Below are 26843 nucleotides of genomic sequence, written 5' to 3' on the forward strand. Positions count from 1 at the left end.
GAAATTTCTAATTGATTAGATATTTTAATGATGAAGTATAATAATAAATGTAATAAGGTGGTTTTTTGTAATTATTCATTGTATGGAAACTTTGACCGTTGTTAACATATTTACTGATAATAATGATATTTTAGCTACAATATTTTTCATTCTTTGCATAGAAGAATTATGTAGGGGAAAAGATGTAATTGTTTAGCTATACTTATAAATAAATTGATCTAAAAAATGTGACTCAGTTATCATAAACACTCCATACTTTACTAAAAATATGAGGATAAAAGTTAAAATGGCTATTCAAGAATTGACGCAAACAGAAGTTCAAAGTGTATGTGGTGCTGGTGTTGTTGGTGATGCCGTTCAAATGGGTTCAAACTTGTTCTCAGGTACTTTAAATGCAATGGCTCCAATTTGGACACCATTAAGTTTGGTTCCTGGTGTTGGTATTGTTCACAATGCAATTGACCTAGTTTTTCTAGGTGTTGCTGAGGGTACTTATGGTTTAGGATCAATGCTTGGTGGTTGTCAAGACAAAGTGGAATTCCACTACGAAAAAGAAAAAAATGCAGGCGTTTACAACGGCGCAGGCATTTTAGGTGGTTTGTTTAAATAATAAAGATTGTGAGGTCTTATTGAATCAATGAGGCCGATCATGATTTAAAAATCAGTTATGTTTTACATAACTGATTTTTTAAATTTTATTTCAAAAAATGAAAAATATTTATGCGGCTATCTCAATTGTTGCACCCAGTGGGCAAAAAATTATTCTTGGTGAAAAGACCTTAGAGATTCGTTCATGGAAACCAGATCAATTGCCTTTAAAAAATTTAGCAATAATAGAAAATCATCATTATTTAACTGAAGATAGTGCTGAAGAGCAGGGGCAATTTATCGCTTTGGTCGATGTTGAGTCTGTACATGTTTGGCAACCGAATGAAGTTGAACAAGCGTGTGCACAGTATTGGCAAGCAGGATACTTTGCATGGGTGTTGAAGAATATTCGTCCTTTAAAAGTACCCATCAAAACCATAGCAAAAAGAAAAATTTATCAAATTGAAGTAGATCCAACGCAATTTATCTTGTGATTCTCATAAAATTGGGTTTAATCTTAAAACGAAAAGAAAAAGCTCTCTCATTAGGATCAGATTTATGTCACGTGTTGCCCGCTATCATGCCGATCGTACCAATCAAAAACTTTATTTTGCTCGTTTAGCATGTCAGCAATCTGAACAGACAGATCATGTGCAACAAGCGCAAGCGCATCGTGAAGCTGCGGTTTTTCATTTGCATGGCGCTGTTTTGGCTTTTTTGCAAGAATTGGTACGCTACTATCGCTTGAATGATTTTGCTCCGACCTTAAAATCAATTGAAGAGCATATGGCGGATAAAGGTCAGGTTTCTCCAGAAATTTCAGTATTACAACAACTCGCAAAACAAGGGTTTATTGCTGAATTGAAACGTGCGTATCGGATGTGTCAGTATGCACCAGAACCAAGTACGCCAGAACCTGAAGATGAAACGTCTTCAAACTTGATTATTAAAGTGACTCAAACACCACAGGCATGGTTGCCTGACACTCAAATTTTAAGAGAATGGCATCGAGATTTGACTCAACTGATTGATGGTTTTCGTAATGAAATGGTAGAGTTTTAATTTTAATCACAATGATTTCTTGACTCGCACTTGAAATTAGCAGAATGTGATCCTATATAAGATAGTCTAAGCGAAGCAAAGTGCATTCAGTGCTTTGTCACCATGTGGATCATGGAGGGTGTATGTCTATAGAGCAATTGAAAGAATTATTTGGTACTCAAGAAGCAATTCTCGAATTGGTTCAGCTAGAAGGTGGTGAGCTGGCTTTAAGAAATGCAGATTCTGAGAATTCACCTTTGGTGACTATTCAATTTAATGATGAGATTAAGGCTTTATTGGGTGATCAAATGCCTGTAATTGCACAGCATATGATCCAAGCTGCTTTATTTGCATTATTGGAAAAGCAGTCAAATGAGTGGCATGCTGAAGTCGTGGATGAGAAACCGCAATACTTTAGTTAATTCTGATATATGAAAAAACCGCACATAAGTTGCGGTTTTTTATCATTGAAATTGTTAGGTATGCATAAACATAGATCCTGTGATTATTATGGCTAAACCAATCAGCTGTAGGAAAAATGGGTTTTTAGTGTCTTGCCAATACATGACCAAAAATACTAATGAAACAGGTGCTAGAAAGATACAACCGAAACCCCATAAAATACTATTTTTAAAAGCAGCAATTAAAAATCCAATACCGCCAATAATAAAAATGATTAGACCTAAATATACAAGCAATATATTTTTCCCCTCATGAATAGTTAAAGTCATTTTTTAAAATTATAATGAGCTGGATTTTATCTTAAAAAATTTTATATATTTATTTTTTATCATTTTTTCTTGAGAATTTTTTGTGAAAAGTAAAAAACCGCACAAAAAGTGCGGTTTCTTTGTTACTTGTGTATATCAGTTACTCAATGAATTAATGAGAAGGTGCTTGATGATGCGCAATTTGAATTTGATTTAAAATATGATTGGTCATATTTTTTGCCATTTCTTCTTTGGCAAAGTAAACCTCACCAATGTTATCTGCACGAATCACCTCAGCTTCTTCTTTGCTTTCTGCACAGATTAAAAATTGAATTTGCGGATTAAGCATTTTCGAAGTATCCACAATTTTATGAATATCTAAAATATCCATGGGTGAAATCACCAATAGGCGTGCATGTTGAATATGTGCTTGAATCAGCACACTTGGTTCAGTGGCACGGCCTGATACTGCTGCAATGCCTTTTTCACGAAGCTTTTCAACTTTCTCACGATTTTCCTCAGCAATAACGACTTTAATACCTTCATTCATGAGAACACGTGTAATACGTCGACCGACTTCACCATAACCAATCATGACCACTTGATCACGTAAATAATCTTGAGACACTTCATCGGGAAGCATTGAAAGTGGGTCACCACTACGCTCTAAAAGTCTTGCTAAATGTGAGCGTTCACGAATCCAGTTCTGTGCAGGTTCGATGGCTGAAAACAAAAAGGTGTTGAGTGTGATTGAAAATAAGGCCCCTGCCAAAATCAGATTTTGCGCTTCAGTGTTAATTAAACCCAGTGACAAACCTAAGGTTGCTAAGATAAATGAGAACTCTCCAATCTGAGCCAAACTCGCACCTACAGTCAATGCTGTATTGATTGGATAACGGAAGAATAAAACCAGTGCCATTGCTGCAATTGTTTTACCAATCATAATAATGGCAATAACAGCGAGAATTTTTAAAGGTTGTTCAACAATGATGCTTGGGTCAAACAGCATGCCCACAGAAACGAAGAATAAAATGGAGAAAATTTCTCGAAGTGGTAGCGTTTCCTCTTCTGCGCGGTGGCTAAAATCTGATTCTCTTACGACCATGCCTGCAAAGAACGCTCCAAGTGCCATAGAAACGCCAAAGACGGCGTATGAGCCATAAGCGATGGATACGGCTGCCGCAACAACAGTCAGGGTGAAAAGCTCTCTAGAGCCCAAACGAGCGACGTATTGCATGATCATCGGCACAAGGCGTTTGCCAACAATCAGCATGAATGCGATAAAACCTGTGACTTTTAATAAGGTAATGCCCAAGGTTACCCAAATATTTTCATTGCCAGCATGACCTTCTAAAGCATGACCTCCCAATAATACGGCTGTCGCAGGCAAAAGTACCAAGACCAAGACCATGACAAGGTCTTCAACTAAGAGCCAGCCTACAGCGATTTTACCGTTAATTGATTCAAGTAAACCTTTGTCGCCAAGTGCTTTGAGTAACACAACAGTACTGGCACAGGATAAGCTGAGTCCAAAGACTAAAGCAGAACCAAAGTTCCAACCCCAAAACATGGAAACGCCTATGCCTAATAGTGTTGCAACAGCAATTTGTAGAATGGCTCCAGGTAAGGCGATACGACGAACTTGTAACAGATCATTGAGTGAGAAGTGCATGCCCACACCAAACATGAGGAACATGACGCCAAGTTCAGCCAATTGGTTCGCTAAAGCAAGATCTGCAACGACACCGGGGGTATTTGGGCTGATGACAATTCCGGCAATCAGATAACCAATGAGCGGGGGTAGACGTAAACGCGCAGCGATATAGCCAAAAATCAAAGCTATACCAAAACCAACTGCGAGTAAAATAATAAGATCTACATCATGCGGCACTAAAAACTCCTTAAAACATAAGTGAGGAGAAAATTAAAATAAGAATATGGTTAATTTAACCAAGCAAAAATAATGCACAAAATTGAACATTCAAGAATAATTTTTAGAACGTATTAAAAACTCTGAATGTTTGAGTGTTTTGTTGGATTGAAATTTAATCCTGTATTCAATTTTGCGTCTTTCATGAGCAAATACTGATGAAGTGTAGCAAGCTGAATAAAATAAATGCAAAAAAAAACGATCCAAATGGATCGTTCTTTTAAGAAAACTAAAATTATTTAATTTTAGCTTCTTTGAAAATTACGTGTTGACGGATTTTTGGATCAAATTTTTTGATTTCCATTTTTTCCGGCATAGTACGTTTGTTCTTAGTCGTGGTATAGAAATAACCTGTACCAGCAGAAGAAACTAAGCGAATTTTATCACGCATGGTTCAGACTCCTTAGATCTTTTGACCTTGAGCACGTAGGTCAGCAACAACCTTTTCGATGCCCAATTTGTCGATAATACGCATACCTTTAGTGGTTAAACGAAGACGTACAAAACGTTTTTCGCTTTCTAACCAGAAACGGTGGTGGTGCAGGTTCGGCTCGAACCGGCGTTTAGTTTTGTTGTTGGCGTGTGAGACGTTGTTACCAACGACTGGACGCTTGCCGGTAACTTGGCAAACCTTAGACATGGTGTAACTCCATTGATTTAGCCAACAGCAAATCTGTATGGCCAGTCAAAATAAAACGGATTGAATTCTTTCAAGGGGCGTTTTATACCAAAAATACGCTTAAAAGACAAGCGAAATTGATAAAAACAAGACATGAATCCGTGTGATAGATCATGCCTTGATCATTTAGCGAAGAAAGGCTTTCTGAATAATGCTCGGAATCGACCGATTAAATGGAGGCAGGATGAATTTCAAGCTAAACAGCTTTGGAATAGACATCATAGAGCGTTCATTACATAAACTGAAGAAGCCTTCAGGGCCATGGTATCTCCCCATTCCCGATGCGCCAACGCCTCCAAATGGTAGGTCATCTTGTGCAACATGCGTAACAACTGCATTTTGTCCAAAATGTCCTGAATGGGTCCGTTGAGCAACGTACTCAGCGCGGGCATCATCAAAGTCGAAATAGTATAATGCAAGTGGACGTGGTCGGTCATTAATAAACTCGATTACATCGTCTATTTGATCATATTCTAAGATTGGCAGCACTGGTCCAAAAATTTCATTCTTCATGATTTCCATGTCAGCAGTTACACCAGTGACTAATGTCGGCGCTATTTTACGCACTGCTGTCAGGTCTTCATTTTGAGGATTGATTTCAATTTTTTCAGCACCTTTTTGCAATGCATCCTGCAAAAAACCTTGCAGACGATTATTCTGCTTGTCGCTGACAATAGAGGTATAGTCTTGGTTATTGGCTAAAGTTGGATACATGCCTGTCGCAATCGTTTTGAAATTTTTAACGAATTCGGCAGTTTTACCACGCGGTAAGAATATATAGTCAGGTGCAACACAGGTTTGACCAGCATTCCAAAGTTTACCGAAAGCGACACGTTCAGCCACATCTTTCATATCTGTTGAAGCGTGAACAACGACAGGAGACTTACCACCCAGTTCTAAAATCACAGGAACTAGATTTTCAGCGGCTGCTTTCATCACGGTTTTACCAACATTGGTTGAACCAGTAAAAATGAGCTTATCAAAGGCAAGATGACTAAACGTATCTGAAATTACGCCACCGCCAGTAACCACTGCAACCAACTCTTGCGGGAACGCTTCAGATAAAGCATCTCTTAACACATACCCAAAGTTTACAGATGAACTTGAAACTTTGATCATGGCATGGTTACCCGCAGCCAAAGCACAAATGAGAGGGCTTAAAGCTAAAAGAAGTGGGTAGTTCCAAGGTGAAATAATGCCGACTACACCTAAAGGTTGATATTGCACCCAACCTTTTGCTGGTTGGTGTAATATGCCAATATGACGTTTAGATGGTTTCATCCATTGCGTCAAATGCTTGCTATAATATTTGATCTGTTCTAAACAGGTCAGCAACTCGCCAATTTTTGTTTCAGCGATTGAACGGTTGCCATAATCTTGGTTAATTGCTTCAGCAATTTGATCTTGGTATTTAACTAAAACTTTTTTAAGACGTGCCAAACGTTCAATACGCTCTTTCGCTGTAGGAAGAGGGTAGCGACGAAAAGCTTCTTTCTGAAGCGTAAGAAGATCATGTATTTTCTGTACTTCAGGCGAGTCAGTTGTCATTAAATTTGTTTTTGTTTGACTGTTCATGACCAGTACCACTAATGTAGGGTTAATATATTTTCATTTTTAGAGCAATTACTCTAAAAGTCAAGTTGCTTTTGTGTTAGATTTCGCTAATAGTTGAAATTGTTATAGATGGTAATAGGATGTCGCATTCCAAAACGTTGAAAACGAAAGACAGAATTTTGCAAGTGAGTTTGCAACTTTTTAATGAGCGCGGCGAGCGTACCGTTACGACAAACCATATTGCTGCTGAGATGTGTATCAGCCCTGGGAATCTCTATTATCACTTTCGTAATAAACAAGAAATTATTAAAGAGTTAATGGAACAGTATCAAAAGGAAACGCTTGATTTACTGTCACTTCCAGATGACCGACTGGTCAATGCCAATGACAAAATTCGTTATTTCCAAGTACTGAGCAGTCAAATGTGGGATTATCGCTTTCTACATCGTGATGTTTATCACTTGGTTGAAAATAATGACGATTTTAGAAAAATTTATCCTCGCTTTGCAGGCAAGGTGATGCAACAAGGGCAAAAGATTTATCAAGCCTTTGTGGATGCAGGTTTAATGCAAATGACCACTTCAGAAATTGAGGCGCTCATTATCAATTTATGGATTGTACTGACCAATTGGACCAATTTCTTATATATGTCTGGACATTTAAAAGACTCCAATCATTTAGACGAAAAGTGGGTTTGGCAGGCTTTACGTCAAATGGTTTTTCTTGAAGGTCCTTATTTACGGGGCGAAAGTCGCGAAACCTATGAGCGATTACTGGAAACGATTGGTACATCTGAACTGTTTGCGAGTCTATCTGCAGATAAACCCGATTAAAAATGATCGAATGAATCTTATTTAAGATGCAAAGAAAATTTGAAAGCGCTTGAAAAAGCGTTAGAATACTCGGCTGTTTTTTCAATTTACTGTTAAGTGATATAAATCAAAATGAATATGACCACTGCCAACACAGCACGTCTACTGATTACTTGTGAAGATAAACCAGGGATTGTGCAAGCTGTATCGAGCTTTTTGTATCATCAAGGGGCAAATATTACTGCGCTTGATCAATATGCAACTGAAGCTCAGGGCGGGCGTTATTTCATGCGTGTTGAATTTGAGTTAGATAATCTTCAAAGTCGAAAAGAAAGCATTATTCAAACTTTTGCTGCGAATGTTGCAGAACGCTATGAAATGTTATGGCGTTTGGCTTTAGTCAGCGATGTCAAAAAAATTGGTATTTTGGTCTCGAAAGTTGATCACGCTTTGCTTGAGCTCTTATGGCGTCATGCACGTGGTGGTCTACCATGCGAAATTACAAAAGTAGTTTCAAACCATGAAACCCTACGCGAGTCTGTAGAAAACTTTGGTATCCCGTTTGAAGTTGTGCCTGTAAGTAAAGACAATAAACGCGAAGCTTATGAGAAAATCGATGAGCTTATGCAAGGTAATGATTTACTTGTCCTTGCTCGCTATATGCAAATTTTAGATGAAGAATTTGTACAGAAGTGGGAAATGAAAGTGATCAACATTCATCATTCTTTCTTGCCAGCATTTGTGGGCGCGAATCCTTACAAACAAGCACATGAGAAAGGTGTGAAGTTGATTGGTGCTACTGCACACTATGTTACTGCTGACTTGGACCAAGGTCCGATTATTGAGCAAGATGTTGAGCGTGTAAGCCACGACTTTACCGTAGAACAATTACGTGAATTAGGGCAGGACGTTGAGCGCAATGTCTTGGCACGTGCGGTGAAATGGCATTTGGAAGACCGCATTATTGTGGATGGAAACAAGACCGTTGTATTCCAGTAAGTCTGGACAGTTCATTAAAAAAGGCATACTTTAAGTATGTCTTTTTTTTGTTGTAAATATTTAAAAAACTGATCAAATCAGTACTTTTAATAGTTGCAAATGAAAACACTTCTCATTTATTATTGGTTCACTTTAATTGTGCTAACCGATGAACTTGATTGATAAACACGAATTTGTATTTCAATCTCTTCTATTAGGTCCCAGATTTTAATGAGTCAATCTTCTACTGCTACAATGCAAACACCTAATCCAATGAAGAAAAAAGTCATTATTGCCCTCGTTTCTGTACTAGTGGGGCATATGGGTGTGCTTTTTGCAATCAGTCATATGAAGGTTTCAGAGCTTAAAAAAATAGATAAAGAACCTTTGAAAGTTCGTTTTGTACAAATTAAAGAGGATGCACCACCTCCGCCTCCACCACCTTCAGAGCCAGTAAAACCCAAAGTACAACCTAAACCTGAGCCGAAAGTAGTTGAGCCACCGCCTGTGGTCAAACCTAAAATTATTGCGGAAAAACCTAAACCCAATATTGAAAAGCCCAAACCTGTTGTTGAGCAACAAGATAATCGTATTGAGCAGCAACGTTTGGAGCAACAGCGTCAACAGGAACGCTTGGCTCAACAGCAGCGTGAACAACAGTTAAGAGAACAGCAACAGCGTGAAGCTGAACGTCAACGTCAAGCTGCAGAACAAGCAGAACGTGATCGTTTAGCGCGTGAACAAGCGTCTAAACCAAGAAGTTTAAGTGCTGGACAAATTTCGTGGGCAAGATCTCCACGACCTTCGTACACCAACAGTGATTTAAAAGGTTCAGATCGTAGCATCGTGGTATCGATTGAAGCAGATACAAATGGTTCAATTACCAATGTACGTGTGGTGAGATCGACAGGTATTGATGCACTCGATCAAAAAATTGTTCGTGCAGTTCGTGGTGCGAAATTTAGACCCTATAAAGAAAATGGCGTGGCTTATCCGTTTAAGGCTGAGCAACCATTTGAATTGAAATTGAATTCTAACGGCTAACTTTAATTTAGGAGTTCGAGTATGAACTTTTCAGTGTATTGGCAACATGCAGATGCAGTCAGTAAAACGCTGTATTTCGTATTATTGGCAATGTCAATTACGACATGGACCATCTTTGCTTTACGTTTGATGGGTACACGTCAACTGAAACAAGTGGCTTATGCTCAACTTTCAAAAGCCTTAAATGCTTTGAAGGCAAAACTTGCTCCATTAAGCTTTGATCAACGCAAAGCTGTAGCGGAACAAGCATTATTGCGTCAAATCGCTGCGGAAAAATCTTCTGCTGAAAAAGGCATTGCAGTATTGGGTACCATTGCTTCACTTGCACCATTCGTCGGTCTATTTGGTACAGTGTGGGGGATTTTCCATGCGCTTGTAGCAGTAGGTAAGAGTGGTCAAGCAGGTCTTGCTCAGGTTGCAACACCAGTAGGTGAAGCGTTAATCATGACAGGTATTGGTCTTGCAGTTGCGATTCCAGCCGTGATTGCATACAACATCTGTGTTCGCGTAAACCGTACTTTAAGTAATGATCTTCAAGATCATGCACATGGTTTATTGATTGATACGATGTTACAGCAAGATTCAGCAGCGCAAAAAGTTGAAGCAAAATCGACTCAACAAAGTTTAGTTGGAGGTCAAGTTTAATGGCTTTTCAATTGGGTGAAGACAACGATACAGGTATGACGGAGATGAACCTCATCCCGTTAATCGATATTATGTTGGTATTGATGATCATCTTTTTGGTGACAGCAACCGTTGCTAACCCATCAATTCCATTAACTTTACCAAAAACCACTGCAGATATTATTGATCCGCCACCACAAGCGATTCAGGTAAGTATTAACGCGAATGGCGAAGTGGCTTGGGATGATCAAATTATTACGCTTGATGAGTTGCAAAACCGCTTTGACAAAGCGAGCAAAGAAGCGCGTCAACCGACAATTATTCTAAAAGCAGATAAAGAATCACGTTATGACACTGTTGCACAAGTGATGTCACGGGCGAGCGAAGCCGGGCTTGCAGACATTGCCTTTGCCACAGATAACTAATGAGATCTTCATTAAAAAAGCGACCGAATTGGTCGCTTTTTTATGTCTTCTAAAATCTCTAAATCTTTTAAATTATTCAGATTTAAGCAAGTCTTGGAATTTGGCACGTAATTTTGACAATTTCGGTGGAATTGAAAAATTACAATAGCCTTGTGATGGATTACGCGCAAAAAAGTTCTGATGATATTCTTCAGCAGGGTAGAAAGTGGGTGCTGGACTCAATTCAGTTACAATGTTTAAGCCATCTGCTTTCAAGCTTTCGATCATCTGTTCAGCTTGAATTTTCTGTTCTTGGTTTAAATAATAAATCACTGAACGATATTGTGTGCCGACATCATTGCCTTGGCGGTTTAACGTGGTTGGATCATGCGTTGCAAAAAAAACATCAAGCAGTTGCTGAAAACTAATTTGTGACTCATCAAAGTCAATTAAAGTAACTTCTGCATGATTGGTGTCACCTTTACAAATATCTTCATAACTTGGATTGCTTGTGTGTCCACCTGCATAGCCGCTGACCACTTTTTCTACACCTTGAATTTGTAAAAATACGGCTTCAACACACCAGAAACAGCCACCGCCGAATAGGGCTTGTTGCATCGTCATATCCTTCTGTAATTAAATTTTATAAGTACTTTATGGGGGCATTGATGCTGAACTGCAACAGCATCCAATGAGAATCATCTAAGACCTAAGACAAGCACGGTATCAGTTTTGAGCAGCGCTACTAAATTGCAGCACAGGATTACCATGACGATCAAGTAATCTTAAAGTTTTGTCATAAACTTGATAACCTGCAACACGTGCAAGGGCTTCGTTATACAGTGTGGCTACGTTGCCTTGACCACACAGCATTTTTGTCTGCGAAAGTTGGCGGAAATGGATATGTTCACCTTGAATACTGTAAGTGCCCATAATACGGTTACAACCATCAGTGCCTTGAATATTTTTATTGCTTTGATCAAATTGAATTGTAGGAATTTGGCGCACTGAAGGATCTGCTTTAAATTCTGCTGTACCCATATGCGTAAGTGTCCACTGGGTGTTTTGAATTAACAATAAATTATGTTGTTGCTGTGTAGGAGTGGGTTGATTGCTACATCCCACAATCAATAATGAAGTTATCAGTAGTGAGCTCGACACAATTTTTTTAAACATAGTGATACCTAAGCCATTCGTTTTTATATATTTCTCTTATATAAACAAAAAATGACTTAAATCACTAGAATATTTTTAGTCTTCTAAGGGTAATGTTGTGTAATAACCCTTGAAGAAGGTGGTTTGCTTTCAGTAATTTTTTCAATGCTCTATGTTCGAGTACATTGTCTTGTAGTCATTTGATTTTCAATGGTTAGGTTTTAATGATTTGTTTTTTGATGGTTCGGTTTTGACGGATTCAGCTTTGGTTGTACTTGAGATAAACCGTAGCGTAGCACTTCAGAATAATTCAAACTTGTTTGGTATTTAAACTTTTCATATTCGGCTGTGCGAGGATTGACATGTGCACGTTGATACCACGTTTCCATATTCCATTGATGATTTAAAGCACCAAGATCATATAAATAATTTGGCAGGTAACCTGAAGCCAATAAACGATAATCAGTTGGTAATTGTTTTTGTGATACAGCCTGTACCATATCAAAGACTAGTGTTGTACAGTTCGAGGTTAAGGTGTTGTACCACTTTGCTTGTTCTTGAAGTTGGTCAGATTTATTGAGATATTCCAAAAATAAGGCTTTCATTTCAGCTTTAGGCATCTTCACAGGAAAGAAATACACCTGTTCACCTCGAATATTACTACGGGTATAGACAATATCTTTTTCATCCGCTGCAATTAAACTCACCTCATATTGCCTGAAAAAACCACCAATAGCGGAAAATTTTTCATCCTTTTCTTTTCGTATTTCAATCGAAAAAGTCAGTGGTTGAGTGTCTGCAAAATCAAAACTCACCAAGGTATGTGCGATTTGTGGACCCATCCAATAGGAGGCGATGATATTCACCCTTGTAATTTGGTTGAGGTCGTATTGGCGTGTTTCCCAATGTTCGTCATATTGACCATCTTGATGCCAATTGAAATTACGAACATGATGCAAAGTAATGTGATCACCATTGCGTTCATAACTCAATATTTTAGCGACTTCAGGACTCCAGTCTCGATCTTGTTTAGGCGTTAAGCTGAAGTACCAGAATAGGCCAAAAAGGAAAATCAGGATATATAGCATCACGTCGATACGACGACTAAAGAAATGTTGCGTCGCATATATGCCAATAATGCTCATGGCAAAGACGATCCAGATGCCGATCAAAATACGGGTAAATAGCCATCCAAAGGGTTCTTGAACCCAGATAGCAAAACATAACCAAATAGAAGATAAAAGCACGAATAAACTGAATGTAGAATGCAGAAAAGCCATTCCGAATGAGCTTAAGAGTTCATCTTTACCAATATTATTCATGCAGAGTCGTTATATCGTTGTTATTGGCTTTATTTTTGATAAGTTGCGAACTCAAAAGCAATGCCAGTTTTGTCGTCAATATGTTGTTCAGAAGCGACTTTTCTGAATTCAGCAGGTATAGCAGGGTAATGAGCATCACCTTGAACATCGAGCTCTACGTGTGTGAGTTCTAAACGATCCGCAATAGAAAGCGTTTGTTTGAAAATTTCACCGCCACCAATAATAAAGATGCTTTGCGGTTTTTCAGAGTCTTTTACATCTGCTACAGCTTGGCTGAGCGCATCTTCAATGCTATGCGCGATCTTTGTGCCATCAAAAGCCCAGTTGCTATCACGTGTAATGACCCAGTTGACACGTTTAGGTAGTGTGCGCCCCATAGACTCCAAAGTTTTACGCCCCATGACGACCACGCCACCTTGGGTGATTTCTTTAAAGTGTTTAAGATCTGCAGAAATATGCCAAGGCAAATCATTTCCTTTACCAATGCAGTGATTTTGATCCATCGCAACAACGTGAACCACTTCTAAATTTTGAAATGCCATAACTGAATCCTGCTCCTGAATCAAAATTCCTTCATGCAATTGTTTGTATTTGACGAAGGATTGTATTTGAAATTTTTTTCTTTTTGAAGAATAAGCGAATAGGGCTTTATTCACCTCTCCCTAACCCTCTCCTCAAAGGAGAGGGAAGTAATGTCGGAAATTAAACTGCGACTGGCGCTTTAATCCCTGGGTGTGATTCGTAACCGACAATTTCGATGTCTTCAAATTTAAAGTCAAAAATGTCTCCGATTTCAGGATTGAGTTTTAACTGGCAAAGTTGCATCGGCTCACGGCTTAATTGTAGTTTTGCTTGTTCAAAATGGTTGGCATATAAATGCGTATCACCACCTGTCCAAACAAAGTCACCTACTTCTAAATCACATACTTGTGCAATCATGTGGGTCAAAAGCGCATAGCTGGCAATATTGAATGGCACACCTAAAAATACGTCCGCACTGCGCTGATAAAGCTGACAAGATAATTTGCCGTTGTGTACAAAGAATTGGAACAAGGTATGACATGGAGGCAATGCAACTTGTCCTGCTTCTTTAGGATTCCAACCTGACACGATGAGTCGACGCGAGTTTGGATTGGTTTTAATTTCATTCACAAGCCATTGAATTTGGTCAAAACCATCTTGTTCATATAAGCCATTTTCTTTTTTTGTTGCGCCGAAATTACGCCATTGATGACCGTAAACTGGACCAAGTTCACCTTCAGGGCGACCAAAACGTGCCGTTTGCTCTGCCGTTGACCATTCATCCCAAATGGATACTTTATTGTCTTTTAAATATTGAACATTGGTATCACCTTTTAAAAACCATAACAGTTCAATCACAATTGAACGAAAATGTACTTTTTTGGTGGTGAGTAAGGGGAAGCCTTTGGACAGGTCAAAACGCATTTGATGACCGAATACAGAACGTGTACCTGTGCCTGTTCGGTCGCCTTTGTCGCCACCGTTGTCTAGGATATGTTGTAATAGGTCTAAATACGCTTTCATAGAGGTCCTAAAAATAAGCTAAGAAAATGACTCAAAAGATCGAGTTGGATCTCTGGTCATCATGGTTTAACCAGTCAGTTTATACTAAAAGAAGCAAGTTTTTAAGTTAAAAATTTCGTGTGCTCAAATGTCTATAGAACAAAAAATCTAAGTGTTTAAAATGCCAGTTTTTGTGTATTTATTAGGCGGTTTTAAGCTTTAAACACCCATCTAAAAATATACAATTCGGTTTATTTTTATCTTTATACGGGGTAAAAAAACAGCTTTTGATTAATCGTTAAAAGCTTAATTGTGTAGCTGTATTTATGCCTGTGCTTGAGCTATTTTTATTTTTAAAATCAAAAATAACCGACAGATAAAAAATAAACGATTAGTCGTTATAATCTATAAATGTGAATACATTTTTACATTTTTTATGTGAAAAATATTCTGTCAGAGAGTAGTATTCTTGGCTTGAAAATGTAGCCAAAGCATTTAAGTGTAAATGGCGAAATGTTGTAAAAAGAGGATTGAGGTTAGAATGATTTACGATCAACAGAGTGATATGAGTGAAATTCATGCCCCTGTAGAGATGAAAGTAATCCTTCGTTCAAATGCGAAAAGTAATGGTAATAACGACACCAAGTCAGCTTCAGCAAACTCGAAAAGAGATTCTAAAAATAAAAACTATACTTCTGCTTCAGCTCAACGTATCGATATTTCAAAGTTTACCCAGCATTTAAAAGGGGTTACCGCGCGTAAAAGTTCTCAAGAATGCGCAAAGAGCATCCGCATTGCTTTAGAGTCAGCTGGTGCACGTTTTCAAAGTCATCCAGTTGCCGCTGCTGATTGGGGTGGAACATTGATGAAATTGGGTTACCGCAAAATTAATTTATCTTTTGATAAACCGAAAGAAGGTGATATTTATATTATTAATCGGACGGGTTCACACGTTTATGGACATATTGCAGGCTATACGGGTTCTGGTTGGGTTTCCGATTTTAAACAAGCAGGTTATGCGGTCTACAAAGATAGTGTGAAATATACGTATTACCGTATGACAGAGTAATGTAGTGCATTTCTAAATGAGAATGTCCGTATACAGGTTTTTGTATTTTCAAATTAGAATTTAACACGGTATATTGCTTTTCAAGATTTATAGAAACGTCGTTTTTGCGCAATGACATAAGAAGCTGGCATTGGTCGAAATACAATCTAAATTTCTATGAGTCCTTGTATGGAAAAAAGATCTATTCACATCAGAATGGATCTTTTTTTTGTTAGAATGAATGACGTTTTGCCCGATGGGTATAAATCGAACAAATAAAAATCCCAATACAGACAAATCCTAAATTTTGTAGCATTAACAATACACGATATGGTGAGTCTAAGTGAAAAATTAAATAGGTCTGATAAATCACTAAAGTAAGCAAAAAAAGGCTTTTAAATTGACCCATCGAGAGTAAAGCTTTTTTGGATTGATACACATAAGAACGTATGTAATGGGCTGCCATACCCATTAGAACACTGATGATCACATAAGGTGCTGCAAGTTTTACTTTAATTGAGCAAAGGTAAATAACAACACAGGTTGAGACCACCACGGCAAATTTGATTTCTCTGCTACACCGATTTGAATACCAAAAATTTAACATCACAATTAAACTTTTGCTTCGGGATTAGTGCGGAGTAAGGCAAGTGGTGAAAAGATACAGACTGACAATGCCATAAAGCCAAGACCTTGTGCACCTGGTAATAAAATTTCCCCATTTTTCATATGCATAAAGATTAATGCCAGTAATAAAGCAATCGGAATCCATGTCAGTAAACGGTAGAAAAGCCCCGTTGGATTTTTTGCTGCGAAATGTATTTTGCAATAACGACAAATAAGGAAAATAATGCCTGTACCAAAGAACATTAAAATCGCATCAAGTTGTAAGGGTTCTAACCAATACAAAACCCCTGTCATCATTCCAAGTGCGATTAAAAATAAGGTTTTTTTTATGATAGATACGTTCGGATCAAACCAAAATTCAAGCATATTTGAAATAATAAAAATAAATGAAACTGAACTCTAACATAAAAAAGGCGAAGATAAACTTCGCCTTTTGTTTCTACCTTTGATGATTTTCATTAAGATGAGTTAACTGTTTTTTTGTGGACCCCAGTCATAGATTTTCTTTTGATAGGCATACCACATCATCCAAATACCAATCAAAATCATTGGCAAGGTGAGGAATTGTCCTTTACTCATCCATGCAATAAATAACTGTCCGTTATCTGGCTCACGGAAAAATTCAACCACAAATCGTGCGATACCGTAACCAATTAGAAACAGTGCTGAAACAGCATAACGAGGACGAGGTTTTGAGCTAAACCACCATAAAACGATAAAGAGTATTAACCCTTCACATAAGGCTTGATAGAGTTGTGATGGATGACGAACCAGTTGCAGTGGATCAGTTGGGAAAATCATCCCCAAAGCAAAGTTGGGATCAGTCACAGGACGACCAAAAAGTTCACCACCAATAAAGTTACCAAGACGACCAAACATTAAGCCAGTAGGAACGCATGGTGCAATAAAATCGAGGGTTTGGAACCATGTCATCGAATATTTCTTACACCAAAGTAACATGGCAATCATGACGCCTAAGAAGCCGCCATGGAAACTCATTCCACCTGTCCAAACTTGGAATAACCACAGTGGATTGGCAAGAAACTGATCAAAACCATAAAAGAACACGTACCCAACGCGCCCGCCTATGACTACACCAAGCGCACCGTAAAACACCAGATCCGACACCATATCAGATGTCCAGCCACGTTCTTTCGCTCGATAATTAGCAAGCCCCCAAGCAAATAAAAAAGCGAGCAAATACATCAGTCCATACCAGTGAACTTGTAGTGGACCCAGCGATATTGCAACTGGATCAATGGATGGGTAGGTCAGCATTTCTGTTCCTTGATATTCTCTTTTGAACAGATTTTATCTGAAACATACAAAAAATGTTGTACATTCACTGTATAAAGTCAAAGAGAATCAACTATGTGTATTGTCGCACTGGCATGGCATGTCATAGACCACATGCCTTTATGTCTGATTTCTAATCGTGATGAGTTCTATCAACGACCTTCATCACAAATCCATGCATGGGCAAACAGCACCCTTATTGCAGGTCAAGATTTGCAATCGGGTGGTACATGGATGGGTATGACTGAAACAGGGCGTTGGGCTGTGGTGACTAATTTTCGTGATGCAACAGATCAGAAAACTTATCTCACTTCCAGAGGTCATTTGGTTCAAGACTTTTTAGAATCTGATTTAACTCCATATCGTTTTGCACAGCAGCTCGAGCAAAGGCAGTGTGACTATGCGGGTTTCAATCTCTTTTTAGGTGATTTAGAACAAGCCGTTTATATGAGTAATCGTGGTGAAGCACCACAAGTTTTGGCTAAAGGCGTGTATGTCGTTTCAAATGGATTAATGACTGAAGATTGGGAAAAGACCAGACATCTACGTAAACGCTTTACGCAAGAATTTCTTCCCATGCTACAACTTCAACAAACTGCCGAATCAGATATACGTCATGCTGTTTGGGATATTTTAGAAGATGAAAGAAAAATAATCCCTGACTTGTTACCTAACACTGGTATTAGTTTGGAAATGGAAAAACTGCTTTCTTCGACCTTTATTCAAAGTCTAGTCTATGGAACGAGATGCTCGAATTTATTACGTATCCAAGATCATCAGATAGACTGGCTAGAGAAAACCCAACACGGTGAAAAGCAGGGAGAGATTTGTCAGATTCTACAAAAGCTCACATAAACGTCTAATGGGCAAAAGCTTATGCAAAAGAGGTTTATTGCTTATGTTTAAAAAAATAAAGCAATGTCTCATTAGCCAAAAGCCCACATCGTCGTGGGCTTTTAAGATTGAAGATGTGTAATGGAATCATCTACAAATTATTTTTTCACGATTGAAGGTGCAATTGGATCTGCGGTGATATAACCGACACTGGCACTATATCCTCCGTTATAATTATCTAAAGTGGCTTGTTTGAGACCGCCACCAGTTGGATCTTTAGCATCGCCAGCATGTTGGAAGTTACTCATAATGTAGGTCCAACCTCGAATAGAATCGACAGCATGTAAACCAGTCGATTCTGCACCGAACGGTGTAGACAGTAATCGTACTGGATCTTCTTTACGGTCTACATGGTATGCCCATAAGAAGTTATTGGGATGATTACCGCTATCTTCACCAATAAACAAGGTTCTGAAGGTCTCTGAAAATTTCAAATTATCAGGGCTGGCTATTTTATTTGGATTGGCTGTGTTGCCTAAGCTATCTGCTGGAATATCTTCGCCTAAAAGCAAAATGCGAGATTGATAGGGTACCCATTCACTCTTGATAGGTGAGCCTACTGATGTTGATTTTCCACCAGCAAGATCATGTTCTAAAATGCCACCTGCCGTGATTTTCTTGGTAAAACTCACGTTATGACTTGCCACCCAACCATTGCCATTTTGCACCATCGAATCTTGAATATTTGCCAACGCTGAATAGGCTTTTTTATCCTTGATATTGATGGTAGTACCTTCCATTTTCGTGAAAGCCATACTGCCACCTTTCAGCGCCGCATAGCGGTGGGTTTCTAAAAAAGCTGCGGCTTTTTCCATACCTGGCTTGACTTTGACCCAGAGTTTTTTCTTTGCGAGGGTTATTTCCGTGTAGCTTGCATCATTTGGATTGACGGTTAAGCTTTCCATAATGTCGTTTGGTTGAATATTTTGTTGATTCACCAAATCATCAATTTCTTGACTTGTGGCATGTCCAAGTTCAATCCATTGAATGGTCGCTGTCGAACTTTCATTGAGTAGGCTGGTATATTGGGCAACGTAAAGTGTTCCACTCGATAAATCTTTTTCTTTATCTGCCACAAACATGAAAAAGCCGCCGTTGGTATAGTCATCGCCCATAATGACAGTACGGTTATCTGGCATGACATGAACCAATTCGTGGGAAATTCGTCCCATACAGTAGTGCTTCACAATTTTTCCACTGCCATCTGGGTTGACGATGACTTCAGGTAAATGTCCATAATTGTATGGGTTCGCCTTACTGGCATCACCAAAAAAACTGCGTCCAATGCCATCGACATTTGGTCCACCAATGCCCTGATCAAAAGCATCAGGCTCGTATTCTTCACTAGATAGATGCGTATCCCAAGGCGATAAACTTGCACCACACGTAATCCAAAGACCATGTACCGCCGACGTATCCACATTAAAATACTTTTTAAGTTCTAAATGCCCCGTCTGTTGATTTTGATCTAAGGTGAGAATGGCAATCGGTGAAGGCAAATTGCCATATTCAGAGTTGCCTGCCTGATTTTGCGAAGCGTATTCAAATTGAACGACATGGAAAACAGGATTTTGAACCCCATCAACTTTGGCATTGTCTAAATAAATTAAGGATGAACCATCTGGACAATCTGAGAAAAATTGACGAGGTTTGCTGTCAACGGATGTGTCTATAATCGGTTGACCTTGCGCATTAAAATAACCACCTGCAACAATTTCACCGCCACCCCATTTGGGCACAAGATCGCCAGTTTTAAAGAAATTTTTATAACCCAATTGATATTCAGTGGAAGAATTATCGTCCCATTCAATTTTGAGTTTAGAAGTGACAGCTGTTTTGGCACGCTCTTCAAGCGTCGTTGGGGCTGCCATAGCGGTAAAAATGGCATTTTTAAAGTTTGCAGGCTTTACAGGAGGAGCTGTATTCGAGTCATTGTCATCATTGCACCCTGTCAGTGCTGCTGCGGTCGCCATTGCGCCAAAAGGTAAAAAAGGAATACCGCCAAACCATTTTAATATATCGCGACGACTAGGCTGCTGAGAAGTGGCTGTCATAATAAGTCCATAAGTTTTATCAGTTGAAATTATTGTTACGTTATCTTGGTTTAATTGTAGGAGTGCCACATGACAGTTTTTTGACGTTTTAAAGACAGTTTAAAGACACTGACTGAGCAGAATAAAAACATAAAATAAAAAAGAAAATCCAAACCTTCAGATTTGGATCACATGGGAGAGATGAAAACCAAGCGAATTGGTGATTTTGATTATGAAGTCTTTATGTTGGATTATGATTTCATTTTTATCATGGTGCTTTTATTTTTATTTGGGCTATTGGACTCTAGTTTTTATGGGCTATGGTTTGTTTCCTTTTTTCTAAAATTTTTCCAAACACTAATCCAATTTCAAACAATAACCACATTGGGATCGCCAACATAATCATTGATAATGCATCAGGAGGCGTTGCAAACATAGACACAAAGAAACAACCGACGATAATAAAACGCCTTTTCTCAATCAGACTTTGTGTGCTGACCACGCCAATTAAAATCAGAAGCAAAGTAATCACAGGAATTTCGAATGTTAGCCCAAACACCAAAAATAGTTTTAAACAAAAGCTTAAATAACTATTGATGTCTGTCATTGGTGCAACACTTTCTGGAGACACGCTCATGAAGAAATGTAGAATTGCGGGTAGGGTAATAAAATAAGCAAAAGCGATCCCAATATAAAACAAACTGATGCTGCCCAATAAAAGTGGAAGCGCTAAATTCCTTTCTTTTTCATAAAGTGCAGGTCGCACAAAAGACCAAATTTGATACAGGATAAAAGGCATTGCCAGCATCAGCGCGACGAATAAATTCAATTTAAACGGCGCCATAAATGTTGCTGTTACATCGGTTGCAATCATGGTCGATGAGGCTGGAAATTGCTGACGTAAAGGCTCAGATAAAAGCTGATACGTAAAATTTCGAAAGGGCAATAAGCAAAAGAAAATGAGCAACGTGATTGCGACAATGCGAAATAAATATTTTCTCAGAACAATCAAATGCTGCATGAACGGCATGGTTGCTAAATTTTCAGTTGCTGTTTGGGGGTCGTTCACAGCAGAATCTTCATTGGATGCGATCATTGGCTTCATACGGCAATCCTGAGCTCATGAGAATGTATGAATTGCTGATGTTTCATCATGTTTTTAATTTGTTGCTGAGTATGATGTTGCGTAAAGGGAATGCTGAAAGGCTGATCTAAAAATTGAAAATTGAACTGTTTTAAATCGGGATAAACATCTAAAGGCTGTTGAATGTTGCTATGGTTTGAAAGCGTTGTTGTTTGCTTTGCCTGAGTGCTTACTTGATCCATTTGTTTTTGCATGCGTAATTCAAATTCGGTTAGACGATCAATTTCTTTTTGTATTTCTTGTCGAAACTCAGCCAAATGGAGTTCTTGATCAATTTGATTTTGAACATTACTGATGAATTTTTTAAATTTTCCATACCATTTAGCGACAAACCGTGCCGCTTCAGGCAACTTTTCAGGGCCTAAAATAAGCAGTGAAATGATGGAAAAGCATAAAATTTCAGTAAAACCAATATTCAACATAATCTTAAACCTAACGTGTTAAATGGGTTTCTTTTCTGAGTTTTTCACTTCAGTGTCGAGCAAACGTGATTCATGAACAGGCGTATGTTCAAGCGGATCATCTTTTATTGATTTTTTAAAATCTTTGACTGCGCCACCAACATCTTTACCCAAGTTTTTGAGCTTTGATGTGCCGAACAATAGAATCACCACAATTGCAAATATCAGCACATGCCAAATTGAAAGTCCTGCCATCTTTTATCTCCTAAAATATGCTTATTATCTAAGCAGGCTTTTATGACATTGCGGTGACGTTTTTATTGCGGTTTAAAGACAAGAGCTCTATTTCTAGCTGAGATTGCTCATTTGAAAAACGAATCAAAAGTTGAATTATGCTAGGATAATGACCAATATGATTGTTGTTCTGCACGCTTATGGCTTTAATTTTGCCACTTTTATCCTTTTTAATTGGTTATTTCGCAGTTCAATATTTGACGCCTATACGTCCACTCTTGGCCTCTTTGCTGGCTAAAATTTTTATTCCACTGATCATTATTTACAACATGGTGTTTTATACACCGGGTAGTTTATGGCTATTGATTTTAAGCCTGTGCAGTTCAGTTGTTTTTTTCAGTATTTTTTATTATTTCAGCCACGACAAGTTACGTGCCTTATGTTTTAGCTATTTAAATGGGGCTTGGTTGGGCTTTCCATTTGCTTTAGCTGTTTTTGGACCTGAAGCTAGTAGTACCATTGTGGCCTTATATATTGGCGGTTCACTGTTTGGTAATGTCAGTGCAGTCATGGCTGTGAGCCAAGAAAAGCAAGAATTAGCCTTCATCATAAAGAATATGCTGTTTTCACCCCCAGTCATTGCACTGAGTGTTGCAGCAATCCTCTCAATATGGGATTTCAGTGCGTGGCAACATCATTGGCTCGTTCAAGATCTGTACGCTGCTAACAAAGTATTAGTGACGTTTAGTGGTATGTGTATTTTGGGCATGTGGCTCAGTAAAGTGTCGATAGGATGGAAAGATTTAAAACGAAGTCTACTTTTAATTACTGGGCGTGGCGTGTTATCTATTCCACTGTTAATTTTGGCCTATTTTGTTTTACCCATTCCTCATCAAATGTTGACCTATGCCATTATTTTTATGTTCTTTCTACTGCCACCAGCAGCCAATATTGTGGCTTTGGAGACGCATTATCAGGGAACAGGGTATTCAGCGAAATATATTGCTTCAGGTACGATAGCCAGCGCACTTTTGATTGGAATTTATGGTGTTTTGATTCATTTGCTGATATCTGAATTATAAACGAGGAAGTTCTCTCTCCCTGTGGGAGAGAGTTAAAGTGGGAAAATTGCGCCTGATTATTTTGCCAAACTTGCTTTAAACAATTGCATCGCTTGACCACGATGACTGATTTTATTTTTTTCTTCTTTGCTTAATTCAGCACTGGAAATCCCAAGCTCTGGTAACCAGAACAATGGATCATAACCGAAGCCATTTTCACCGCGTGCTTGTTCTAAAATTTCACCTGTCCAAATACCTTGGAAAATTTGCGGTAATGGATCTTCAGCGTGTTGAACCAATGCCAATACACATACAAACATAGCTTCAATTTTTTCATCTTGTTTGCGTAAAGGTTTTAGATCAGCCAAAAGTTTTGCATTGTTTGCAGCATCATCACCATGATTGCCTGCGTAGCGTGCCGAGTAAATGCCAGGTGCACCACCTAATATTGGAACGCATAGACCTGAGTCATCTGCAATGGCAGGCTTTCCTGAAATTTTTGCAGCATGACGCGCTTTGATAATGGCATTTTCAACAAAGCTCAAACCATCTTCAATAGCATCTTCGATATTAAGTTGTCCCTGAGCCACCACATTGACTGGTAGGTTGAGTGCGGCAAAGAGTTTTTCAAATTCGGCAATTTTACCTTTATTGTTGCTTGCAAGGACTAAAGTCCCTTGAGATAACCAATCTTGAGATGACATGCTGCATCAGCCTAATGAGGAAAATGAGCAATATTCTAACTGATTTTTGCCAAGACATCCGTTGCTTTGCTGAAGTGACGTATCGATTTGATTTGGAAATTATTTCATCTTCATTGAACGGTTGAAATTGCAACATTTGACTGGGTTTTATTGAGGTTTCATGTAGTTAAATTCTACCAAGTACTTAGAATAGATCGAGATTTTCAAATCATACAGGTATATGCACTGTGCTCAATGATACTCAGTACTATATTTTAGATGTCGTTGAAAAGTTATTGATAGAGTTAATGGAAGACGAACTGATTGTGGGGGAGGAGCTGAGCCATAAAGTCAGTGAAGTGCTTAAATTGATTATGTGTAAGACTCAAAAGAATGAGCTCATCTATAATTTAGAAATGCGTTATCGAAATGACAAAGACAAAGATAATGACAATGCAAGCTATGAATTTTTAATGCATAAAATTCAGCAAGACATTCATTTTTAAACAAACTTAAGTGTGTCCCAAGGGTATATGGGAAGTATGAGAGAACTTGGTTCCATGTCCACACTATTTAAAGATGAAAAAAGCACCCTAAGGTGCTTTTTTACGGATTAAATCATTGAGATTGAATCCATTGATCTGCACGTTCACGTGCTGTACGAATTTGCTCTGGCGTTAGGTTTGCTGCCAAAGCTGTCTTTTTAGTTTCCGACATGTTGATGACTTTATTGTCTAACATACCATCACGTGTCGAAAGCTCATACCATTGGTATGCACCTACATAATTTTTCTTTTTCTCTTCCATCATGGCTAAGTTAAAGCTTGCACGGTTGTCGCCACGACTTGCTGCCTTTTCAAAATACTGACGTGCCAAAGATTCATTTTTGTGCGTACCTGTACCTTCAGCAAGCATACGACCCACATTTAATTGGGCAGCTGAAATACCTTGATCAGCAGCGGCTTTAAACCATGTAAAAGATTGTTTAAGATCTTTTTGGATATGTGTACCACGTTGATAATGAGTAGCTAAATAAAATTGAGCAGCAGGTTGTCCAGCTTTAGCAGCTTTTTGAAGGTCAGTAATACTCATGGTGGAGTATTGTGCTGCCATTGCAGCCACAGACTGCTTAGGTTGCTGAGCGATGTACTCTGCATGTACATGGCTCGCAATTGAACTCAAAAATAATGTTGTCGTTATTAATAATTTTTTCATATTGCGCTCACTCGATAAATCGCGACTTCTCCGAACAAATTTGGAAGATGTTTACTCAAAACACTTCCTTGTTGATTCCCATTCACGGCAAGTCGATCAATAATTTTAATCTGATTTTCAGCACAAAGTGCCTCAAAATCACGAAACGTGCATAAGTGGATATTGGGTGTGTTGTACCACATATACGGTAATGCTTCTGAAACAGGCATTTTCCCCTTTAACGCTAAGAAAGAACGTGTCTTCCAATGAGCAAAGTTTGGAAAAGTAATAATCGCTTGTTTCCCAACACGCACCATATCACGCAAAAGTACGTCTGGTGCATCTACAGCTTGCAAAGCTTGTGCCATCACCACATAGTCAAAAGACTGGTCGGCAAAGCGTCCCAAACCGAGGTTCAAGTCTTGTTGGATAATATTTAACCCTTTACTTACCGCAATTGCAATCTTTTCCTGATCAATTTCGAGACCGTAAGCACGGATTTGATGCTTTTTACCCAGCAGTGAAAGTAATTCACCATCACCACAACCCAAATCAAGTACGCTTGAACCTGGTTTAATCCATTTGTCAGCAAGTTGTTGATCGATACGCATTAGATGGTCTCCTCAATCACAGTTTCTTGAAGATGGTCTGGTCCACCTAAAAATGCTCTCAGTGTTTTCACATAAAGTGGAATAGGGAATAAGAATGAGTCATGTCCTTGTTCAGCATCAACATCAAGATAACTCACAGGTTTTTGACTGGTAATGAGTGCATCGACAATTTCTTGCGAACGTTCTGGGGCAAAACGCCAATCTGTCGTAAATGATACGACCAAGAAGCGACACTTGGTATTTGCCATGGCTTTTTGTAAAGACAGTTCATATTCTCGAGATGGATCGAAATAGTCGAGCGCTTTGGTCATAATCAGATAAGTATTGGCATCAAAGTTACGGCTAAATTGCTCACCTTGATAACGCAAATAGCTTTCGACTTGGAATTCGACATCGAAACCATACATAAATTTGCCTGACTTTAAGTCACGGCCAAACTTTTGTTTCATCGCTTCTTCAGACAAATAAGTAATATGACCCACCATTCGAGCCAAGATCAAGCCCCGTTTCGGGTAACTATCATTTTCTAAATAACGACCATGATGGAAATCAGGATCCGATAGAATCGACTGACGAGCCACTTCGTTGAAGGCGATATTTTGTGCAGAGAGTTTTGGTGCGCTGGCAATAATCACACAATTTTTCAAACGATCTGGATAATCCACAGACCATTGTAGTGCTTGCATACCACCGAGTGATCCACCAATCACCGAATACCAAACATCAATGCCTAAACGATCGGATAGCATGGCTTGGGTTTTGACCCAGTCGCGAACAGTGACTAATGGAAAATCTGGACCATAAGGACGGTTTTCATTTTCAGGATTTGGGGAGGTTGGACCTGTAGAACCGTTACAGCCACCAATGTTGTTCAATGCAACAACAAAGAATTTTGATGTATCAATTGCTTTACCTGGACCAATGCATGCATCCCACCAACCGGCTTTTTTATCATCTTCATGATGATAACCTGCTGCATGATGATGACCTGATAAAGCATGACAAATGAGGATTGCATTGGATTTATCAGCATTAAGTGTGCCGTAAGTTTCAAACATAATGTCGAAACGAGGTAGAATTCGTCCACATTCTAGTGCGAGTGGTTCTTCGAATTGGAACTTTTGTGGGGTAACAAGACCCACTGAGTCAGCTGGAAAAGACACAGGTATGATTCGCCTTAAATCTTTAGTATGAATAAATAAAAGGATACCACTTGAGGATATCCTTCTAAAGTCATTTTAGTGCTATTTAT

At 38.7% G+C, this 26843-nt stretch carries 34 protein-coding genes; 13 read left to right on the top strand and 21 right to left on the bottom strand.

Annotation, left to right across the window (positions count from 1 at the left end):
- The first annotated feature begins 286 nt into the window (after nt 1-286).
- From G8E00_RS02645 to G8E00_RS02660, 4 genes are all read left to right on the top strand, one after another.
- Complete coding sequence (locus G8E00_RS02645; RefSeq protein WP_166008531.1) at nt 287-610, top strand: hypothetical protein; 324 nt, start codon at nt 287-289, stop codon at nt 608-610.
- Between the two features lie 97 nt (nt 611-707).
- A complete protein-coding gene (locus G8E00_RS02650; RefSeq protein WP_166221800.1) occupies nt 708-1082 on the top strand; it encodes an ASCH domain-containing protein in 375 nt (124 codons plus the stop codon).
- Nucleotides 1083-1146: 64 nt separating this feature from the next.
- Nucleotides 1147-1650, top strand: a complete 504-nt coding sequence (locus G8E00_RS02655) for a DUF6586 family protein (RefSeq protein ID WP_166008530.1) — start codon at nt 1147-1149, stop codon at nt 1648-1650.
- A 122-nt stretch (nt 1651-1772) separates the two neighbouring features.
- Nucleotides 1773-2051, top strand: a complete 279-nt coding sequence (locus G8E00_RS02660; RefSeq protein WP_166221802.1) for a hypothetical protein — start codon at nt 1773-1775, stop codon at nt 2049-2051.
- Nucleotides 2052-2105: 54 nt separating this feature from the next.
- Here G8E00_RS02660 and G8E00_RS02665 read toward each other — a convergent pair whose 3' ends face one another.
- The 5 genes from G8E00_RS02665 to G8E00_RS02685 all read right to left on the bottom strand — a co-directional run bounded on the left by G8E00_RS02665 (nt 2106) and on the right by G8E00_RS02685 (nt 6523).
- Nucleotides 2106-2360 (bottom strand): hypothetical protein, encoded by a 255-nt coding sequence (locus tag G8E00_RS02665; RefSeq protein ID WP_171522176.1) that lies wholly within the window; start codon nt 2358-2360, stop codon nt 2106-2108.
- Nucleotides 2361-2511: 151 nt separating this feature from the next.
- Nucleotides 2512-4230 carry a cation:proton antiporter gene (locus G8E00_RS02670; protein ID WP_166008528.1) on the bottom strand — a complete coding sequence of 573 codons (1719 nt, stop codon included), beginning with the start codon at nt 4228-4230 and terminating at the stop codon, nt 2512-2514.
- A 274-nt stretch (nt 4231-4504) separates the two neighbouring features.
- Nucleotides 4505-4660: a 50S ribosomal protein L33 gene (gene rpmG / locus G8E00_RS02675; RefSeq protein WP_001205031.1), complete on the bottom strand. Its 156-nt coding sequence runs from the start codon at nt 4658-4660 to the stop codon at nt 4505-4507.
- A 12-nt stretch (nt 4661-4672) separates the two neighbouring features.
- The gene (rpmB, locus tag G8E00_RS02680; RefSeq protein ID WP_000048256.1) at nt 4673-4909 is read right to left on the bottom strand and encodes a 50S ribosomal protein L28; all 237 of its coding nucleotides are present in this window, start codon (nt 4907-4909) and stop codon (nt 4673-4675) included.
- A 165-nt stretch (nt 4910-5074) separates the two neighbouring features.
- A complete protein-coding gene (locus tag G8E00_RS02685) occupies nt 5075-6523 on the bottom strand; it encodes a coniferyl aldehyde dehydrogenase (RefSeq protein WP_166008527.1) in 1449 nt (482 codons plus the stop codon).
- A 119-nt stretch (nt 6524-6642) separates the two neighbouring features.
- Here G8E00_RS02685 and G8E00_RS02690 point away from each other — a divergent pair, with 119 nt between their 5' ends.
- From G8E00_RS02690 to G8E00_RS02710, 5 genes are all read left to right on the top strand, one after another.
- Nucleotides 6643-7335 carry a TetR/AcrR family transcriptional regulator gene (locus tag G8E00_RS02690; protein ID WP_166008526.1) on the top strand — a complete coding sequence of 231 codons (693 nt, stop codon included), beginning with the start codon at nt 6643-6645 and terminating at the stop codon, nt 7333-7335.
- Nucleotides 7336-7446: 111 nt separating this feature from the next.
- The gene (gene purU / locus G8E00_RS02695) at nt 7447-8313 is read left to right on the top strand and encodes a formyltetrahydrofolate deformylase (RefSeq protein ID WP_166221804.1); all 867 of its coding nucleotides are present in this window, start codon (nt 7447-7449) and stop codon (nt 8311-8313) included.
- A gap of 210 nt (nt 8314-8523) precedes the next feature.
- Nucleotides 8524-9336, top strand: a complete 813-nt coding sequence (locus G8E00_RS02700; protein WP_166008524.1) for an energy transducer TonB — start codon at nt 8524-8526, stop codon at nt 9334-9336.
- Nucleotides 9337-9357: 21 nt separating this feature from the next.
- Complete coding sequence (locus tag G8E00_RS02705) at nt 9358-9981, top strand: MotA/TolQ/ExbB proton channel family protein (protein ID WP_166221806.1); 624 nt, start codon at nt 9358-9360, stop codon at nt 9979-9981.
- Nucleotides 9981-10385 (top strand): ExbD/TolR family protein, encoded by a 405-nt coding sequence (locus G8E00_RS02710; RefSeq protein WP_166008522.1) that lies wholly within the window; start codon nt 9981-9983, stop codon nt 10383-10385. Before G8E00_RS02705 ends, G8E00_RS02710 begins: the two co-directional genes overlap by 1 nt.
- 72 nt (nt 10386-10457) lie before the next feature.
- Here G8E00_RS02710 and msrA read toward each other — a convergent pair whose 3' ends face one another.
- The 5 genes from msrA to thyA form a co-directional block, all read right to left on the bottom strand.
- Nucleotides 10458-10982 (bottom strand): peptide-methionine (S)-S-oxide reductase MsrA, encoded by a 525-nt coding sequence (msrA, locus tag G8E00_RS02715; protein WP_166008521.1) that lies wholly within the window; start codon nt 10980-10982, stop codon nt 10458-10460.
- Between the two features lie 108 nt (nt 10983-11090).
- Nucleotides 11091-11540 (bottom strand): META domain-containing protein, encoded by a 450-nt coding sequence (locus G8E00_RS02720; RefSeq protein WP_166008520.1) that lies wholly within the window; start codon nt 11538-11540, stop codon nt 11091-11093.
- A 200-nt stretch (nt 11541-11740) separates the two neighbouring features.
- Nucleotides 11741-12841, bottom strand: coding sequence for an Lnb N-terminal periplasmic domain-containing protein (locus G8E00_RS02725; RefSeq protein WP_166221808.1), 1101 nt, complete (start codon nt 12839-12841; stop codon nt 11741-11743).
- A gap of 29 nt (nt 12842-12870) precedes the next feature.
- Nucleotides 12871-13383, bottom strand: coding sequence for a dihydrofolate reductase (locus G8E00_RS02730; RefSeq protein WP_166221810.1), 513 nt, complete (start codon nt 13381-13383; stop codon nt 12871-12873).
- 160 nt (nt 13384-13543) lie between these two features.
- Nucleotides 13544-14386, bottom strand: a complete 843-nt coding sequence (gene thyA, locus G8E00_RS02735) for a thymidylate synthase (RefSeq protein WP_166221812.1) — start codon at nt 14384-14386, stop codon at nt 13544-13546.
- A gap of 520 nt (nt 14387-14906) precedes the next feature.
- On the opposite strand from thyA, the gene G8E00_RS02740 reads away from it, so the two are divergent.
- The gene (locus G8E00_RS02740; RefSeq protein ID WP_166008516.1) at nt 14907-15434 is read left to right on the top strand and encodes a CHAP domain-containing protein; all 528 of its coding nucleotides are present in this window, start codon (nt 14907-14909) and stop codon (nt 15432-15434) included.
- Nucleotides 15435-15645: 211 nt separating this feature from the next.
- Here G8E00_RS02740 and G8E00_RS02745 read toward each other — a convergent pair whose 3' ends face one another.
- The 3 genes from G8E00_RS02745 to lgt all read right to left on the bottom strand — a co-directional run bounded on the left by G8E00_RS02745 (nt 15646) and on the right by lgt (nt 17318).
- Entirely contained in the window at nt 15646-16020 is a 375-nt protein-coding gene (locus G8E00_RS02745) for a hypothetical protein (RefSeq protein WP_166221814.1), read from the bottom strand.
- Nucleotides 16021-16025: 5 nt separating this feature from the next.
- Nucleotides 16026-16406: a hypothetical protein gene (locus tag G8E00_RS02750; RefSeq protein WP_166008514.1), complete on the bottom strand. Its 381-nt coding sequence runs from the start codon at nt 16404-16406 to the stop codon at nt 16026-16028.
- Between the two features lie 102 nt (nt 16407-16508).
- A complete protein-coding gene (gene lgt / locus G8E00_RS02755) occupies nt 16509-17318 on the bottom strand; it encodes a prolipoprotein diacylglyceryl transferase (RefSeq protein ID WP_166008513.1) in 810 nt (269 codons plus the stop codon).
- A 93-nt stretch (nt 17319-17411) separates the two neighbouring features.
- Here lgt and G8E00_RS02760 point away from each other — a divergent pair, with 93 nt between their 5' ends.
- Nucleotides 17412-18191: an NRDE family protein gene (locus G8E00_RS02760; protein WP_166221816.1), complete on the top strand. Its 780-nt coding sequence runs from the start codon at nt 17412-17414 to the stop codon at nt 18189-18191.
- A gap of 137 nt (nt 18192-18328) precedes the next feature.
- On the opposite strand, the gene G8E00_RS02765 is transcribed toward G8E00_RS02760, so the two are convergent.
- From G8E00_RS02765 to G8E00_RS02780, 4 genes are all read right to left on the bottom strand, one after another.
- Nucleotides 18329-20284: a PhoX family protein gene (locus G8E00_RS02765; RefSeq protein ID WP_166221818.1), complete on the bottom strand. Its 1956-nt coding sequence runs from the start codon at nt 20282-20284 to the stop codon at nt 18329-18331.
- Between the two features lie 283 nt (nt 20285-20567).
- Complete coding sequence (tatC, locus tag G8E00_RS02770) at nt 20568-21359, bottom strand: twin-arginine translocase subunit TatC (protein ID WP_166226374.1); 792 nt, start codon at nt 21357-21359, stop codon at nt 20568-20570.
- A 5-nt stretch (nt 21360-21364) separates the two neighbouring features.
- Nucleotides 21365-21829, bottom strand: coding sequence for a Sec-independent protein translocase protein TatB (tatB, locus tag G8E00_RS02775; protein WP_166221820.1), 465 nt, complete (start codon nt 21827-21829; stop codon nt 21365-21367).
- A gap of 18 nt (nt 21830-21847) precedes the next feature.
- Nucleotides 21848-22063, bottom strand: coding sequence for a Sec-independent protein translocase subunit TatA (locus G8E00_RS02780; protein WP_166008509.1), 216 nt, complete (start codon nt 22061-22063; stop codon nt 21848-21850).
- Between the two features lie 179 nt (nt 22064-22242).
- On the opposite strand from G8E00_RS02780, the gene G8E00_RS02785 reads away from it, so the two are divergent.
- A complete protein-coding gene (locus tag G8E00_RS02785) occupies nt 22243-23124 on the top strand; it encodes an AEC family transporter (protein WP_166008508.1) in 882 nt (293 codons plus the stop codon).
- Nucleotides 23125-23180: 56 nt separating this feature from the next.
- Here the strand turns inward: G8E00_RS02785 and rdgB are convergent, their stop codons facing one another.
- Nucleotides 23181-23807, bottom strand: coding sequence for an RdgB/HAM1 family non-canonical purine NTP pyrophosphatase (gene rdgB, locus G8E00_RS02790; RefSeq protein WP_166221822.1), 627 nt, complete (start codon nt 23805-23807; stop codon nt 23181-23183).
- A gap of 227 nt (nt 23808-24034) precedes the next feature.
- Between rdgB and G8E00_RS02795 the strand changes: the two genes are divergently transcribed.
- Nucleotides 24035-24292 carry a hypothetical protein gene (locus G8E00_RS02795; RefSeq protein ID WP_166008506.1) on the top strand — a complete coding sequence of 86 codons (258 nt, stop codon included), beginning with the start codon at nt 24035-24037 and terminating at the stop codon, nt 24290-24292.
- 112 nt (nt 24293-24404) lie between these two features.
- Here the strand turns inward: G8E00_RS02795 and G8E00_RS02800 are convergent, their stop codons facing one another.
- The 3 genes from G8E00_RS02800 to metX are packed head-to-tail and all read right to left on the bottom strand — an operon-like array spanning nt 24405 to nt 26754.
- Nucleotides 24405-25001: a tetratricopeptide repeat protein gene (locus tag G8E00_RS02800; RefSeq protein ID WP_166221824.1), complete on the bottom strand. Its 597-nt coding sequence runs from the start codon at nt 24999-25001 to the stop codon at nt 24405-24407.
- Nucleotides 24998-25591 (bottom strand): methionine biosynthesis protein MetW, encoded by a 594-nt coding sequence (gene metW, locus G8E00_RS02805; RefSeq protein ID WP_166008504.1) that lies wholly within the window; start codon nt 25589-25591, stop codon nt 24998-25000. The genes G8E00_RS02800 and metW overlap by 4 nt, the downstream gene beginning before the upstream one ends.
- A complete protein-coding gene (gene metX / locus G8E00_RS02810; RefSeq protein WP_166008503.1) occupies nt 25591-26754 on the bottom strand; it encodes a homoserine O-succinyltransferase MetX in 1164 nt (387 codons plus the stop codon). Before metX ends, metW begins: the two co-directional genes overlap by 1 nt.
- Between the last annotated feature and the right edge of the window lie 89 nt (nt 26755-26843).

This window comes from Acinetobacter shaoyimingii, from assembly GCF_011578045.1.
Classification (GTDB): Bacteria; Pseudomonadota; Gammaproteobacteria; order Pseudomonadales; family Moraxellaceae; genus Acinetobacter; species Acinetobacter shaoyimingii.

Coding starts and splice junctions, on each gene's coding strand:
- G8E00_RS02645 (WP_166008531.1), top strand. CDS start 287: ATGGCTATTCAAGAATTGACGCAAACAGAAGTTCAAAGTGTATGTGGT.
- G8E00_RS02650 (WP_166221800.1), top strand. CDS start 708: ATGAAAAATATTTATGCGGCTATCTCAATTGTTGCACCCAGTGGGCAA.
- G8E00_RS02655 (WP_166008530.1), top strand. CDS start 1,147: ATGTCACGTGTTGCCCGCTATCATGCCGATCGTACCAATCAAAAACTT.
- G8E00_RS02660 (WP_166221802.1), top strand. CDS start 1,773: ATGTCTATAGAGCAATTGAAAGAATTATTTGGTACTCAAGAAGCAATT.
- G8E00_RS02665 (WP_171522176.1), bottom strand. CDS start 2,360: ATGACTTTAACTATTCATGAGGGGAAAAATATATTGCTTGTATATTTA.
- rpmG (WP_001205031.1), bottom strand. CDS start 4,660: ATGCGTGATAAAATTCGCTTAGTTTCTTCTGCTGGTACAGGTTATTTC.
- rpmB (WP_000048256.1), bottom strand. CDS start 4,909: ATGTCTAAGGTTTGCCAAGTTACCGGCAAGCGTCCAGTCGTTGGTAAC.
- G8E00_RS02685 (WP_166008527.1), bottom strand. CDS start 6,523: ATGAACAGTCAAACAAAAACAAATTTAATGACAACTGACTCGCCTGAA.
- G8E00_RS02690 (WP_166008526.1), top strand. CDS start 6,643: ATGTCGCATTCCAAAACGTTGAAAACGAAAGACAGAATTTTGCAAGTG.
- purU (WP_166221804.1), top strand. CDS start 7,447: ATGAATATGACCACTGCCAACACAGCACGTCTACTGATTACTTGTGAA.
- G8E00_RS02700 (WP_166008524.1), top strand. CDS start 8,524: ATGAGTCAATCTTCTACTGCTACAATGCAAACACCTAATCCAATGAAG.
- G8E00_RS02705 (WP_166221806.1), top strand. CDS start 9,358: ATGAACTTTTCAGTGTATTGGCAACATGCAGATGCAGTCAGTAAAACG.
- G8E00_RS02710 (WP_166008522.1), top strand. CDS start 9,981: ATGGCTTTTCAATTGGGTGAAGACAACGATACAGGTATGACGGAGATG.
- msrA (WP_166008521.1), bottom strand. CDS start 10,982: ATGCAACAAGCCCTATTCGGCGGTGGCTGTTTCTGGTGTGTTGAAGCC.
- G8E00_RS02720 (WP_166008520.1), bottom strand. CDS start 11,540: ATGTTTAAAAAAATTGTGTCGAGCTCACTACTGATAACTTCATTATTG.
- G8E00_RS02725 (WP_166221808.1), bottom strand. CDS start 12,841: ATGAATAATATTGGTAAAGATGAACTCTTAAGCTCATTCGGAATGGCT.
- G8E00_RS02730 (WP_166221810.1), bottom strand. CDS start 13,383: ATGGCATTTCAAAATTTAGAAGTGGTTCACGTTGTTGCGATGGATCAA.
- thyA (WP_166221812.1), bottom strand. CDS start 14,386: ATGAAAGCGTATTTAGACCTATTACAACATATCCTAGACAACGGTGGC.
- G8E00_RS02740 (WP_166008516.1), top strand. CDS start 14,907: ATGATTTACGATCAACAGAGTGATATGAGTGAAATTCATGCCCCTGTA.
- G8E00_RS02745 (WP_166221814.1), bottom strand. CDS start 16,020: ATGTTAAATTTTTGGTATTCAAATCGGTGTAGCAGAGAAATCAAATTT.
- G8E00_RS02750 (WP_166008514.1), bottom strand. CDS start 16,406: ATGCTTGAATTTTGGTTTGATCCGAACGTATCTATCATAAAAAAAACC.
- lgt (WP_166008513.1), bottom strand. CDS start 17,318: ATGCTGACCTACCCATCCATTGATCCAGTTGCAATATCGCTGGGTCCA.
- G8E00_RS02760 (WP_166221816.1), top strand. CDS start 17,412: ATGTGTATTGTCGCACTGGCATGGCATGTCATAGACCACATGCCTTTA.
- G8E00_RS02765 (WP_166221818.1), bottom strand. CDS start 20,284: ATGACAGCCACTTCTCAGCAGCCTAGTCGTCGCGATATATTAAAATGG.
- tatC (WP_166226374.1), bottom strand. CDS start 21,359: ATGATCGCATCCAATGAAGATTCTGCTGTGAACGACCCCCAAACAGCA.
- tatB (WP_166221820.1), bottom strand. CDS start 21,829: ATGTTGAATATTGGTTTTACTGAAATTTTATGCTTTTCCATCATTTCA.
- G8E00_RS02780 (WP_166008509.1), bottom strand. CDS start 22,063: ATGGCAGGACTTTCAATTTGGCATGTGCTGATATTTGCAATTGTGGTG.
- G8E00_RS02785 (WP_166008508.1), top strand. CDS start 22,243: ATGGCTTTAATTTTGCCACTTTTATCCTTTTTAATTGGTTATTTCGCA.
- rdgB (WP_166221822.1), bottom strand. CDS start 23,807: ATGTCATCTCAAGATTGGTTATCTCAAGGGACTTTAGTCCTTGCAAGC.
- G8E00_RS02800 (WP_166221824.1), bottom strand. CDS start 25,001: ATGAAAAAATTATTAATAACGACAACATTATTTTTGAGTTCAATTGCG.
- metW (WP_166008504.1), bottom strand. CDS start 25,591: ATGCGTATCGATCAACAACTTGCTGACAAATGGATTAAACCAGGTTCA.